Below are 12,540 nucleotides of genomic sequence, written 5' to 3'. Positions count from 1 at the left end.
CTCACTTCCTGTTCTGGTTGTACTGGTTCTGGACGTCGCTCAGCCCAGCCGGGACGGCCAGCCCGTCGAAGATCATCTTCTGGGCGGACTTGACCAGGTTGGTGCTGAGTTCGCTGTAGTCCGACGGGTAGCGCGACACCTTGCCGTCGGCGGCCAGGTAGTCCCGCCACTGGAGCAGCTCGTCGGCGTTGGCGGCCGAGGTGACCGCCGGGGCGTCGTAGACGCTGCCGAGCACCGGCAGCACCCCGGCGGCGGCGAACTTCGCCTGCGACTCGCCGCTGAGGTAGTACTTCATGAAGTCCCACACCTGCTCGGGGTGCTCGGTGTTGGCCCCCATGGCGAGGGTCTGCCCGGCCACCGCGGTGGGCAGCCGGCTGCCGGCCGTCGTACCCGGGGCGGGCATGGTGACCAGGTTCTCGCCGACACCGTCGGCGGCCCGGGTGGAGGCGACCCGGAAGCTGCCCTCGATGGCCATCGCCACGGTGCCGGCCTTGACCCCGTTGACCACCTCGTCGGCGCCCATGGTGAGCACCTCCCGGCCCATCGCCCCGGCGTCGGCGAACTTCTTGATCAGCTCCAGCGCCTGCGCGCCGGCCTCGCTGGCGAAGGCCGCCTTGCCGTCGGGGCCGATGACCGTGCCACCGAGGGCGGCGGTGAACGGGTCGAACTTCTCCATGAAGTCCGCGCCGAGGGACTGCTCGGAGAGGCCGACGGCGAAGCCGGTGACCTTGTTGCCGGAGGCCTTGCGGATGGCGGCCCCGGCGGTGACCGCCTCGTCGAGGGTGGTCGGCGGGGTGATGCCGTACTTGTCCAGGAGGTCCTTGCGGTACCAGAACAGCCAGACCCGCGACTCCCAGGGCAGAGCCATCAGCTTGCCGTCGACCTTGGCGCTGTCGATCGGGAACAGGTAGTCGGAGCCGGTCTCGGCCAGCCAGTCGGTGGCGTACTCGTCGATCGGCTGGATGCTGCCGCCCTCGACGTGCTGGGCCAGCTGCGGGGTGTAGACGTTGACGATGTCGGGGCCGCCACCGGTGTTCGCCGCGCGGATCACCTCACCGTCGATCTTGGCGTAGTTCATGCTGGTGACGGTGACCCGGGCGGCGCTCTGGCTGCTGTTGAAGCCGTCGACGATCTCCTTCAGCGCCTTGCCCCGGGGGTCGGTGCCGGTCGGGTCGAGGAAGGTCCAGAGGTTGAGCTCCGCCGGCCCGTCGCCGGCGGCGTCCGAGGAACCGCAGCCGGCCAGGGCGTTGGTGCCGGCAACGGTGAGCGAGGCGACGCCGAGCATCAGCAGCCGACGCCGGTCGAGACGAATGGTCATGGTGATCTCCAGGGGGTGGTGGGGGTGGTGGGGGGGGATTCAGCCCTTGCTGGCACCGGCGGAGAGACCGGCGACCAGACGACGTTCGAAGAGGACGAAGGCGATGACCATCGGCAGCAGGGTGACCATGACCGCGGCGGTCAACTGGCCCCAGACCGTGCCGTACTGGGTGAGGTAGGTGTAGAGGCCGACCGAGATCAGTCGCAGGTCCGGATCGCTGACGAAGGTGCTGGCGATCAGGTAGTCGTTCCAGACGTAGACGAAGGTGATGATCGCCGCCGCGCCCAGACCGGGCTTGGCCAGCGGCAGGACCAACCGGAAGAAGGCACCGAAGGCGCTGGTCCCGTCGACCCGGCCGGCCTCCTCGATATCCACCGGAATGGACTCGAAGAAGCCGCGCAGGATCCAGACGATTGTCGGCACCTGCCAGGCCGAGTAGATAATGATCATTACCAGGTACGTGTCGTAGAGGCCGAACCGCACCGCCAGGTAGTAGAGCGGCACCAGGATCGCGATCCCCGGCACCATCGAGGTCATCAGGATGAAGAAGAGCAGTCCGGCCTTGCCCCGGAACCGGAAGCGGGCCGCCGAGTACGCCGCCGGCACCGCGATCAGCAGGGTGACGCCGACCGTGGTGACGCTTACCAGCACGCTGCTGAGCAGGTTGAGCGGGATCTGCGAGTCGAAGAGCACCACCCGGTAGTTCTCCAGGGTGAGCGTCTCCGGGATCCAGCGCACCGGCGTGGAGAGCACTGTCGACTCCGGTTTGAGCGAGGTGCTCAGCCCCCATAGCAACGGGAAGACCGCGAACAGCGAGGCGGCGACCAGCCCCAGGTAGATGCCCGCCTGCCGGGGTGCGCTGGGTCGCTTCACCGGATCGGCCGGCCGCCGCCCGCCGGACGCGCCGGTGGCAACCGGGCCGCCGGTGGTTCCGGCCGTGCGGCCGGTCAGGGTGTCAGCCATCGTTGCTCCCCTTGAGGACCCGGATGTACGCCACGCCGAAGACGATGTTCAGCACGAAGAGCACGACGCTGTACGCGGCCCCGATGCCGATCTTGAAGAACTGGAAGGACTGGAGGAACGCCTGGAGACTCAGCACCTGGGTCCCGGAGAAGGGCCCGCCGCCGGTGAGCGTGTAGACCAGGGTGACCATGTTGAAATAGAGCAGGGTCAACATGATCACGAGGATCAGCAGGGTGGACCGGATGGTCGGCACCACGATCCGGAAGAACGACTGCCGGGGGGTGCAGCCGTCGACCCGGGACGCCTCGATCTGCTCCTGCGGCACGGTCTGCAACGCCGCCAGGCAGAGGATGGTGGCCAGGGGGTAGCTCAACCAGACGTTGACGATGATCAGCGCCGCCATCGACCCGGTCGGCGAGGCCAGTGGCTCGCTGCCGCCGAAGAGTCCCTGCAACGGGCCGTACTGGCCGTTGAGCAGCCACTTCCACAGCAGCGCGGCGACCGTCTGGGACACCACCCAGGGCAGCAGGATGACCACCCGGAACACCCGCACGTACCGGATCGGCTTGTTCAGCAGCACCGCCAGGCCCAGGCCGAGCGGCACGGCCAGCAGCAGCGAGACGATCACGTAGGCGAAGGTCCGCCCGATGTCGGCCCAGCCCTCCGGGCCCAGCACGGTGGCGAAGTTGTCCCAGCCGACGAACTCGACCATCCGCAGCCCACGGGTGCGGTACAGGCTGATCTGCAACGCGTAGCCGATCGGTACCACCGAGACCAGGGCGACCAGGACCAGCGCGGGCAGGTACAGGGCGATCCGCCCGAGCCGACGGCGGCGTACCGTCCCCCCGGCGGCCGGACCCGCCGGCGGGGTCGGCGGTCGGTCGAGCCGGGCCGGCGGCTCGACGGTGGATGTCGGACTCACCGTCGGCCGCCCCGGACCTCGGCGGCGTCGGGTCGCCGGCCCCTGCGGTACGGGGTCAGGGAGGTGGTGGCCATAGGGTTTCCTCCTGGAACCGGGCTGTGGTTAGATCTGAAATCGATTTCACGCGGGTTTCAAGAAGTTAACGACGGCCCACAATCACGTGTCAAGACCCTGCGGCGGATCCCGGCCAACCGGCTGACCAGGTCCGGAAAGGCGAGCAATGCCGAACATCTACGACGTGGCCAAGGCCGCGGAGGTCTCACCGGCCACCGTCTCGCGGGTGCTCAACGGGGCTCGGGTCTCCCCGGAACGCGTCGCCCGGGTGCTGGCCGCCTGCGCGGACCTCGGCTTCCGCCCCAACCGGGTCGCCCGGGGTCTGCGCCGCCGCAGCAGCGAGGTGCTCGCCCTGATCATCGCGGACATCGAGAACCCGTTCTTCACCGCGCTGGCCCGGGGCGTCGAGGACGTGGCCCGCAGCGGCAACCTCTCCGTGGTGCTCTGCAACGCCGACGACGACCCGCAGAAGGAAGCCGACTACCTGGAGGTGGCCGTCGCCGAGCACATGGCCGGCGTGGTCATCTCACCGGCCTCGCTCACCGAGACCGACCTCGGCGTGCTGCTCGACCGCGACGTGCCGGTGGTGGCGATCGACCGCTCCCCCGAGTCGTCGACAATCGACTCGGTAGGCGCCGCCGAGGAGGAGGGCGCGTACGAGGCCACCCGCCACCTGCTCGGCCAGGGGTACCGTCGGATCGCCTGCATCACCGGCCCCCGGGTCTCCTGGGCTGCGGTGGAACGGCTCCGGGGCTTCCTGCGGGCCTGCCGCGAGAACGACCCGCCCCGCCGCCGCCCGCTCGTGCGGTACGCCGACTTCCGGGTCCGCGGCGGCCACCAGGCCATGGTCGAGCTGCTCGACCTGCGCGACCCGCCGGACGCGGTGCTGGTCACCAACAACCTGATGGCCGCCGGCGCGCTGGAGGCGATGCACGAACGTGGCATCAGCCCGCCCGACGTCGGGCTGGTCAGCTTCGGCGACGCCTTCTGGTCCCACCTCGTCCAGCCGGCCCTGACCACCGTCCACCAACCGGCCTACGAGGTCGGCCGGGCCGCGGCGGAGTTGCTGCTCAGGCGGCGGGCTGAGCCGACCCTCGAACCACAGCGGGTGGTCCTGCCCACCCGACTGGAGGTAAGGGAAAGCTCCACCGGCCCCCGTCCCGTCGCGGTACGGCACGCACCGTCGTCCCGCCGCCCCGTCCCGCCCGCCCGGTCCGCCGGTACCGGATCATGAAATCGGTTTCTTAGATCGTCCACCTGCGACCCGGTCGTCCCCGCCCACCGCCGTCGCGCTGCGGTCAGGGACGGGTGGCCCGGTGCAGGGGCGGGTGGCACGGTGCAGGGCGACCACGCCACCGGTCAGGTTCCGCCAGGCCACCCGCTGCCAACCGGCATCGGCGACCTTCGCGGCCAGCCCGGCCTGGTCCGGCCAGGCCCGGATCGACTCGGCCAGGTAGACGTAGGCGTCCGGGTTGCTGGCCACCGCCCGCGCCACCGCCGGCAGGGAACGCATCAGGTACGACAGGTAGACCGTGCGGAACGCCGCATTGACCGGGGTACTGAACTCGCAGACCACCAGCCGGCCACCGGGCCGGGTCACCCGGGCCAACTCCCGCAGCGCGGCATCCGTGTCGGTAACGTTGCGCAGCGCGAACGAGATGGTCACCGCGTCGAAGCTGGCGTCGGCGAAGGGCAACCGCAGCGCGTCCCCGGCCAACAACGGCAGCGCCGGCCGGGTCCGCCGCCCGGCCGCCAACATCCCGAGCGAAAGATCAACCCCGACCGGGTACGCCCCGGACTGCGCCAACTCCTCCGTGGAGACGCCGGTGCCGGCGCCCACGTCCAGCACCCGCTCACCGGGGCGCAACCCGAGGGCGGCCCGGGTGGCGCGACGCCAGAGACGATCCTGCCCGAAGGAGAGCACGGTGTTGGTCAGGTCGTACCGGGCGGCCACCCCGTCGAACATCGCGGCGACCTCGTGCGGCTGCTTGTCCAGGTGGGCACGCTGACCCTGCGGCATACGACTCACCCCTCCACTCTGCCAGCCCACCACCCGCCCCCCACCGCTGGGTCCACGCCCACCGGACCACCGACCCACGCGACCGCACCGTCCGACCACCGCGCCACCGAACCACCGGCCCGCCGCGCCACTCAGCCGCCAAGCCGGGCGCGGACCAGGCCGGGCCGCCACGACATCCGGGCCGCGTCGGCTCGCGCCGGGCGGCGCGCTGGTGAGAGGGGAACCCCGCTATACAGAAAGCGTTAACAGGGGGCCCTTCCTTACGACACAGGGCGGGCGGGATGGTTGCCCATCCCGCCCGCCCTGCCGTGCGTTATGTGAACGGCCCGCGCGGGCCGATGGAGGACGTACCTCAGTTGTTGGTCTTCTCGTCGGCCGGTGCCACCAGGACCACCCGACGGCGGCGGGCGACCAGGAACATCGCCCCGCCGGCGAGCAGTACCGCCGCGCCGATGCCGCCGATCATGCCGGCCTGCGGGCCGGTGACGGGCAGGCCGCCCTGGTCGTCGTCCTTGCCGCCACCGCCGGAGCCACCCTTGGCGGCCACCACGACGGCGTACCCGTCGGAGTTGTCGCTGGCGTCGATGTCGCCGCCGTCGATCCCGGTGACGTTGGCCGGCAGCGACCGGACCTGCAGTGCGCTGCGGGACAGCGCCCTGGTCGGCAGGATCGGGTCGACGGTGACCACGCCGCCGGTGAGCGCGCCGGCCTTGACGTCGGCGTCGACGGAGAGCAGGTGGTAGAAGCTTCCGCCGGAGTAGACCTTGTCGTCCTCGCCGTCGTCTTCCTGGATCGGCACCAGCGGGAGGTTGTCGTAGGTGCAGCTGGCCAGGGTGTTGGCCGGGTTGTACTCGCAGTCCTTCTCGGTGTCGGTGAAGGTGACGCCCTTGGGCAGCTTCACCTCGACCTTCAGGCCGGCCGCCGGGGCGTCGCCCTGGTTGATGGCCATGAAGACCAGCATGGCGGTGTCCCCGGCGTGCAGGTCACCACCGATCTCGATCTGGCCGTTCTTGACCGTGACGGCGTTCTTGACGTCGGGGGCCAGCACGGTCAGGTCGGGGCCGCTCTCGGTGGTGAACTCGACCTGCGCCGACTTGCTGTTGTTCGACTTGTCGGTGTCGTCGGCGGAGATCAGCGTGACCTTGATCGGCGCGCGGTACGCGCCCTTCAGGTCGGCCACCTTGAGCAGGCCGATCGGCACCTCGATGGTCTCGCCGGGGCCGGGCAGGACCTCCTTGTCCACGCCACAGGTCCAGAGGGTCGGCTGCTCGCCCTCCCCCTCGATCTCGCACTCGCCGTCGGTCAGCGGCAGAGCGAAGACCTTGTCGAAGTCGACCTTCGACACGTCCATCCGGATGGCGAGCTCGCTGGGGGTGTTCTTGCCCTTGTTGGTGACCTTGGCGAAGGCGAGCTTGCCCTCGGTGCCGCTGGCCACCCGGGTGCCGACCACGTCGATCGCGAGGTCGGTCTCGGTGCCCGAGGCGTACGCGGGCGCGCCGAGCCCGGTGAACACGCCGGAGGCGAGTAGCGCGGCAGCGCCGAACCGGGCCAACGGACGGTTACGGAAGATCATGGAAAGTGCCCCCCCGTGGGGTAAGAGGAACGTACGAGCGGGCACGCTATCGGGCCACGATCAGCCCCGCCACCCCGTACGTTCGCCCTTCACCACCTGCCCGGCTAAGGGTCACTTAAGGATTGTCCGGATTGATGGCTCTTGTTGCGTCGACCACGTCGATCCGGTCCACCGAACGGCTACCGAGATCGCGGCCTTCGGCAACCAACCACTGCCCGGGAAGATGATCATCCAACCGTTCCGGACAGGCACGGATGGTGATGCACCGATCTCGGTGGGCTCAGTTCACCTCGACCAACGGCAGCGACCTGCCGGCCCCGCCACCGGGCATGGCGATCGAGGAGAAGTGCGACACCACCCGCTCGTCGACCGGGTCCTCCGCCGGGGTGTGGTGCACCGCCAGCCGGTGGTAGAGGGTGTCCCGCTGGGCCGGGATCCGCCCGGCCGACCGGATCATGCCGATCAGCTCGTGCAGGTTGGAGCGGTGCCGGGCGCCGGCCGAGGAGATGACGTTCTCCTCCAGCATGATCGAGCCAAGGTCGTCCACCCCCATGTGCAGGGCGAGCTGCCCGACGTCCTTGCCGGTGGTCAGCCAGGACGCCTGCAGGTGCGGCACGGTCTCGAAGAAGAGCCGGGCCACCGCGACCAGGCGCAGGTACTCCAGGCTGGTCGCCTGGGTACGGCCCTTGAGGTGGTTGTTCTCTGGCTGGTACGTCCACGGGATGAACGCCCGGAAACCGCCCGTACGGTCCTGCACGTCGCGGATCATCCGCAGGTGCTCGATCCGTTCGGCGTTGGTCTCGCCGGTGCCCATCATCATCGTGGCGGTGGACTCCAGGCCCTGGCGGTGGGCCAGCTCCATGACCTCCAGCCAGCGCTCGCCGGACTCCTTGAGCGGGGCGATCGCCTTTCGGGGACGCTCGGGCAGCATCTCCGCACCGGCTCCGGCGATCGAGTCCAGCCCGGCGGCCTTGATCCGGGCGATCGCCTCGTCCAGGCTCACCTGCGAGACCTTGGCCATGTGCAGGATCTCGCTCGGCCCGATGGAGTGGATGGCGAGCTGCGGGTACGCCTGCTTGACCGAGGAGAACAGCTCCTCGTAGTACTCCACGCCGTAGTCCGGGTGGTGCCCGCCCTGGAGCATGACCTGGGTGGCCCCCAGCTCGACCGCCTCACCGCAGCGACGCAGGATCTCCTCGGTCGGGTGGGTCCACCCCTCGGCGTGCTTCGGCGCCCGGTAGAAGGCGCAGAACTTGCAGGCCGTCACGCAGACGTTCGTGTAGTTGATGTTGCGATCGATCAGGTACGTGACGATGTTGTCCGGGTACCGCCGCCGCCGGACCGCGTCGGCGGCCTCGCCCAGGGCGTGGAACGGTGCCTCGGTGTACAACAGCAGCGCCTCCTCGGGCGTGATCCGCCCGCCGTCCGCGCCGCGCTGCAGGATGTCGTCGATCTCCCGGCTCCTCGTCACACCTGCGAGGGTACGCCGCCGCCGAGTCGGCCCGGCCCACCCTGTGAGCAATCTCGAACCCACTTCCCGGGTACGCCGTCGGCACTGGCCAGATAGTCAGATCATTTGTATATTCAGCCGCGTGACACGTCCGATGCGCGAACCCACGTTCTGGATCCTGACCGCCCTGGTGGACCAACCCCGACACGGATACGGGGTGATGCAGCAGGTCACGAAGCTCTCCGACGGCGAGACGCGGCTGCTTCCCGCGACGCTCTACGCCGCCCTGGACCGGCTCGCCGCCGAAGGGCTGGTCGAGGTCGACCGGGAGGAGGCGGTCGACGGGCGGCTACGCCGCTACTACCGGCTGACCGACGAGGGGAGCACCGCGCTGACCGCCGAGACGCAGCGGCTCAGCCGCAACGTCCAGGCCGCGAGCCGCCTGCTGGACGCCCTGCGCCCACCCGCCGGACCGGCCACGGCGACGTTCGGATGAGCCCGGGCCGACCTGCGCCGTACCGGCGTTTCCGGCTGCTCGCCCGGACCTACCCGGCGGGGCCCCGCCGGGCCGAACTCCTCGACACGATGCTCATGGCCGCCCAGGACGCGGGCCGTCGCGGACCGACCGCCCGGGAGATCGTCGACGTGCTCCGCCACGCACCCCGGGCCCGGCTGGGGCGACCAGGAAACCGGATGGTGGTCGCCGTTGCCGTCGCCGTCGCCGTCCTCTGTGGATTCGTCACCGCGTCGCTGACCGCCCGCCTTTTCGGCGAGACCGACCGGCCACTGCCGACCGCGGCGGAGATGGCCGGCATCGCCGAGCTGGTCACGCCGGGTGCCGTGCTCCCGCCACTGGAACGGCACGACCGGGTCTTCGTCAACGGCAACGGCGAGGCACAGTTCAGTCAGGTCCGGTACCAGGTCGACCATCCCGCCGCGATACCCGACCTGCGCGCGTACGACGCCGAGGTGTCCGAGAAGCTGGCCGCTGCCGGTTGGCGGCTCGGCCCGACCTCCTACTCCGGCCACGCGGATCGGCCGACGCGCGAGACCCTGACCGCCACCAGGGACGGCTGGGTGCTGACCTTCGACAACAACCACCACTCCTCCGAGCCGACCTCGGGCGGCTGGTTCGAGGTCTCCGTACGCCGGATCGAGCCGGCCGGGATGCCGGTCGGCTTCGCGGCCGGCGCACTGCTCGGGATGGTGTCCGGCTGGTTCCTCACCGGCTGGGCGAGCCGCCGATCCGAGCGCCATCCGACGGCGAGCGGCATCCTGGCCCTGCTGGCCCTGCTGGCCACCGGCAACGCCGCATTCTTGATCAGTTACGCCGTGCGGGACTACCTCACCGTCGCCGACCAGGGTTTCTCCGGCAACGAGGGCCCGCTCTGGTCGTGGACCGTCTTCGGTGACGAAGGTCTCCTCATCCTCACCCCGACGATCTTGGCTGTCGTCGTGGCAGCGGTCGTCCTCGCGCTCTGCCGTCGGCCTCGCGACACCACCGGAGGGCAACCTGCCCCCAGGTCCGTCCCGCCCCGCGTCGGCTGGACGGCGGTGTCCGTCGCGTTCGGCCTGGCGGTGATCACCACCTGCACCGGGATGGGATACCTCGGCTGCAACCTGTTCGTCGCCGCCCTGGTCATGGCGATCGTGTTGAAGATGCACCTGGCGAGGAACGGGCCGACCGCCGCACCACCGCTCACCCGCGGCCAGGGCTCCGGCCTCCCGGACGATCAACCAGGCTGATCAGCTAGCCGACCGGTGCCGAGCGACCGCCTCGCGCAGTGCCTCGTCCAGTGGCTGGTGGCGCAGGCCGAAGGTGGTGGTGGCCGCCGTACTGTCCATCACGAAGGGCCGGTTGAACTGGTACGCCGTGGTCTGGAACTCGCGGACCGCCGGGGCGACGAGGCCGGCTGCGCGGAAGACCGGGCCGGGGATGCTGGTGAGCTTCGGCGCGGGCGCTCCGGCCACCTCGGTGAAGCGGGTGGCGAGTTCGCGGATGGTCGCCGGTGCCGCGCTCGGCGTGTGCCAGGCCCGGTTCCACGCCCGCTGGTCGGTGGCGGCGGTGACCAGCATGGCCGCCATGTCGTTGGTCGAGGTCCAGGTGTGCGGCACGTCGAGCGGGGCGGGGACGAAGGCGCGTCGCCCGGCCAGCAGCGGCTTACCGAGGAAGAAGCTGAAGATCGACTGCGCCTGGAGGTAGTCGCTGCCGCGTACCTCGGTGACGGCCCGGATCCGGCCGGCGCGCTGGGCGGCGAGGGCGTCGCGCCAGATGTCGGCGCGCAGTTTCAGCTTGGGGTGGGTGGCGGCGAGCGGGTTCTGCTCGGTCATCGGGCCGGTGACCTCGCCGTACCCGTAGAGGCAGCCGGCGATCACCAGCGGCGCGCCGGAGCGCTCGGCGGCACTGAGCAGCGCGGCGGCCATCGGCGGCCAGTCGGTGAGCCAGCGGTCGTACGCCGGGTTGAGGCAGTTGTAGATCGCGGCGCTGCCCTCGGCGAGGTCGCCGAGCCGGCCGGCGTCGGTGGCGTCCGCGGCGATCCGCTCGATCAGCTCGTGGGTCGGGCCCCGCCCGGAGCGGCTGACGATCCGGACCTGCTCGCCGCGCTCGGCGAGCTGTCGCGCGGTGGTCGAGCCGACCAGTCCGGCGCCGACGACAAGGTGTAGAGCCATGGGGGTTCCTCCCTCAGAAGCGAGAGCACCGCTCTCTTGTGAGACCAATGCTCACTCATCACCACCGGCCTTGTCAAGAGCAGTGCTCTCGGATGTGTGCAACACTCACCGGCATGCCTGCCGCCAGCATCCGGGCCAAGGCCCGCGCCGAGATGATCAACGAAATCAAGGCGATCGCCCGCCGCCACCTCGCCGCGGAGGGGGCGAACCTGTCGCTACGCGCCGTCGCCCGGGAGATGGGCATGGTCTCCTCGGCGATCTACCGCTACTTCCCCAGCCGCGACGAACTGCTCACCGCCCTGATCGTCGACGCCTACGACGCCGTCGGCGAGGCCGCCGAGACCGGCGACGCCCAGGTCACCGACCGCACCGACCTGCGCGGCCGTTGGCTGGCCACCTGCCATGCGGTACGCCACTGGGCGCTGGCCCACCCCGCCGAGTACGCCCTGCTCTTCGGCAGCCCGGTCCCCGGCTACGCCGCCCCGCCAGACACCGTCGTGGCGGCCGCCCGCACCCCGGTCACCCTGATCCGGATCCTCGTCGACGGCTTCACCGCCGGCACCCTGACCGCCCCCGACCCCGACGAGTTGCCCGGGGCGGTCCGGGCCGACCTCACCCCGGTACGCGACACCCTCGCCAGCCTCGGCGACGAGAGCTTCGCCGACCTCCCCGAGACACTGCTGGCCCGGGGCATGACCGGCTGGATCCACTGCTTCGGCACCATCAGCTTCGAACTCTTCGGCCAGTTCAACAACGTCATCGAGGCCCGCGACCAGCACTTCGACCACCAGATGCGCCAGATGGCCGCCCTACTCGCCCTCCCCTGACACCCCCACCCCCACCACGCCCCCGTCCCGCCCCCGCTCGATCCCGCCCCGTCCCGTCCCGTCCCGTCTCGGCCCGCTCCGTCCCGTCTCGGCCCGCTCCGTCCCGTACCGTGCCGCTCCGTCCCGCTCCGTCCCGGCCCGGCCCGCTCCGTCCCGGCCCGTCTCGGCCCGTCCCGGCCCCGCCCGGCCCGACCCCGCTCGATCCTGGATCCGGTGGCCTGCGGTGCCTGGGAGGCCACCGGATCCAGGAAACAGCCGCCACCAGGTCGACTCAGCGGAGCGGGTCCCCGTCGGCGTGGGTCGATGGGTCCCGGTCTCGGTTTCTCCTCAGTTTTGCGTGACCCTTCCTGGGAAGGTCACGCAAATCTCCCCAAAAACCCGCCCCCCGGTTCCAGAGATATTCACCTGGTCGCGTCCACGGCCAATCGGGTGGCCCAAGCGGACCCACTGCCGGATTCTGCCGCGCCAGAAAACCCCCGAAACCCGGCGATTCACCCACCCCCTTACTGCGAATGCGGGCTCCGAAGTGAATCTTGGACACTTACCGTCCAAATACGACGGTAAGTGTCCAAGATCTACACGCAACCGGGTACGGGGAGGGCCCGGCGCCTTTGGGAGTTGGGAGGTCGGCGGGGCGGGGTGGTTGTCCCGAGCGGAAATTAGCCGCCTTGGAGCGATTGTTCCGATTCTTCACTGCGGGACGTCGGCGACGGGCCGGGTGGTTCGGAAGACGGAGCGCGACT

10 protein-coding genes and 1 pseudogene are annotated in these 12,540 nt (G+C 70.4%); 4 read left to right on the top strand and 7 right to left on the bottom strand.

The window, feature by feature from the left end; genetic code table 11:
* Nucleotide 1: 1 nt before the first annotated feature.
* Genes ACN28G_RS27960 through ACN28G_RS27950 form a run of 3 tightly spaced genes read right to left on the bottom strand, consistent with a single transcriptional unit; the run spans nt 2 to nt 3,203 of the window.
* On the bottom strand, nt 2–1,318 hold the full coding sequence (locus ACN28G_RS27960) for an ABC transporter substrate-binding protein (protein ID WP_091433431.1): 1,317 nt from the start codon (nt 1,316–1,318) through the stop codon (nt 2–4).
* 39 nt (nt 1,319–1,357) lie between these two features.
* Nucleotides 1,358–2,281: a carbohydrate ABC transporter permease gene (locus tag ACN28G_RS27955; protein WP_091433428.1), complete on the bottom strand. Its 924-nt coding sequence runs from the start codon at nt 2,279–2,281 to the stop codon at nt 1,358–1,360.
* Nucleotides 2,274–3,203: a carbohydrate ABC transporter permease gene (locus ACN28G_RS27950; protein WP_091433426.1), complete on the bottom strand. Its 930-nt coding sequence runs from the start codon at nt 3,201–3,203 to the stop codon at nt 2,274–2,276. The genes ACN28G_RS27955 and ACN28G_RS27950 overlap by 8 nt, the downstream gene beginning before the upstream one ends.
* A 220-nt stretch (nt 3,204–3,423) precedes the next feature.
* On the opposite strand from ACN28G_RS27950, the gene ACN28G_RS27945 reads away from it, so the two are divergent.
* Complete coding sequence (locus ACN28G_RS27945) at nt 3,424–4,491, top strand: LacI family DNA-binding transcriptional regulator (protein WP_091433424.1); 1,068 nt, start codon at nt 3,424–3,426, stop codon at nt 4,489–4,491.
* Between the two features lie 90 nt (nt 4,492–4,581).
* On the opposite strand, the pseudogene ACN28G_RS27940 reads toward ACN28G_RS27945, so the two are convergent.
* The 3 genes and pseudogenes from ACN28G_RS27940 to mqnC all read right to left on the bottom strand — a co-directional run.
* Nucleotides 4,582–5,277 (bottom strand): annotated as a pseudogene (locus ACN28G_RS27940) (demethylmenaquinone methyltransferase); the annotation flags it as partial.
* Nucleotides 5,278–5,629: 352 nt separating this feature from the next.
* Entirely contained in the window at nt 5,630–6,850 is a 1,221-nt protein-coding gene (locus ACN28G_RS27935) for an LPXTG cell wall anchor domain-containing protein (protein ID WP_421480704.1), read from the bottom strand.
* A 280-nt stretch (nt 6,851–7,130) separates the two neighbouring features.
* Nucleotides 7,131–8,321, bottom strand: coding sequence for a cyclic dehypoxanthinyl futalosine synthase (mqnC, locus tag ACN28G_RS27930; RefSeq protein ID WP_091433418.1), 1,191 nt, complete (start codon nt 8,319–8,321; stop codon nt 7,131–7,133).
* A gap of 133 nt (nt 8,322–8,454) precedes the next feature.
* Here mqnC and ACN28G_RS27925 point away from each other — a divergent pair, with 133 nt between their 5' ends.
* Together ACN28G_RS27925 and ACN28G_RS27920 are read left to right on the top strand one after the other, a co-directional pair.
* A complete protein-coding gene (locus tag ACN28G_RS27925; RefSeq protein WP_091433415.1) occupies nt 8,455–8,796 on the top strand; it encodes a PadR family transcriptional regulator in 342 nt (113 codons plus the stop codon).
* Nucleotides 8,793–10,046: a hypothetical protein gene (locus tag ACN28G_RS27920; protein ID WP_421480703.1), complete on the top strand. Its 1,254-nt coding sequence runs from the start codon at nt 8,793–8,795 to the stop codon at nt 10,044–10,046. Before ACN28G_RS27925 ends, ACN28G_RS27920 begins: the two co-directional genes overlap by 4 nt.
* Here the strand turns inward: ACN28G_RS27920 and ACN28G_RS27915 are convergent, their stop codons facing one another.
* Nucleotides 10,047–10,970, bottom strand: coding sequence for an NAD-dependent epimerase/dehydratase family protein (locus tag ACN28G_RS27915; RefSeq protein WP_421480702.1), 924 nt, complete (start codon nt 10,968–10,970; stop codon nt 10,047–10,049).
* 113 nt (nt 10,971–11,083) lie between these two features.
* On the opposite strand from ACN28G_RS27915, the gene ACN28G_RS27910 reads away from it, so the two are divergent.
* Nucleotides 11,084–11,797, top strand: a complete 714-nt coding sequence (locus ACN28G_RS27910) for a TetR/AcrR family transcriptional regulator (protein ID WP_421480701.1) — start codon at nt 11,084–11,086, stop codon at nt 11,795–11,797.
* The last annotated feature ends 743 nt before the right edge of the window (nt 11,798–12,540 follow it).

Source organism: Micromonospora sp. WMMA1923 (assembly GCF_049179195.1).
Taxonomy (GTDB): Bacteria; Actinomycetota; Actinomycetes; order Mycobacteriales; family Micromonosporaceae; genus Micromonospora; species Micromonospora yangpuensis.
Note: the sequence above shows the minus strand (reverse complement) of the source record. Positions and strands in the feature narration are given on the sequence as shown.

Excerpts from the sequence above, each read along its gene's own strand:
- ACN28G_RS27960 (WP_091433431.1), bottom strand. The coding sequence starts at position 1,318 with ATGACCATTCGTCTCGACCGGCGTCGGCTGCTGATGCTCGGCGTCGCC.
- ACN28G_RS27955 (WP_091433428.1), bottom strand. The coding sequence starts at position 2,281 with ATGGCTGACACCCTGACCGGCCGCACGGCCGGAACCACCGGCGGCCCG.
- ACN28G_RS27945 (WP_091433424.1), top strand. The coding sequence starts at position 3,424 with ATGCCGAACATCTACGACGTGGCCAAGGCCGCGGAGGTCTCACCGGCC.
- ACN28G_RS27935 (WP_421480704.1), bottom strand. The coding sequence starts at position 6,850 with ATGATCTTCCGTAACCGTCCGTTGGCCCGGTTCGGCGCTGCCGCGCTA.
- ACN28G_RS27925 (WP_091433415.1), top strand. The coding sequence starts at position 8,455 with ATGCGCGAACCCACGTTCTGGATCCTGACCGCCCTGGTGGACCAACCC.
- ACN28G_RS27920 (WP_421480703.1), top strand. The coding sequence starts at position 8,793 with ATGAGCCCGGGCCGACCTGCGCCGTACCGGCGTTTCCGGCTGCTCGCC.
- ACN28G_RS27915 (WP_421480702.1), bottom strand. The coding sequence starts at position 10,970 with ATGGCTCTACACCTTGTCGTCGGCGCCGGACTGGTCGGCTCGACCACC.
- ACN28G_RS27910 (WP_421480701.1), top strand. The coding sequence starts at position 11,084 with ATGCCTGCCGCCAGCATCCGGGCCAAGGCCCGCGCCGAGATGATCAAC.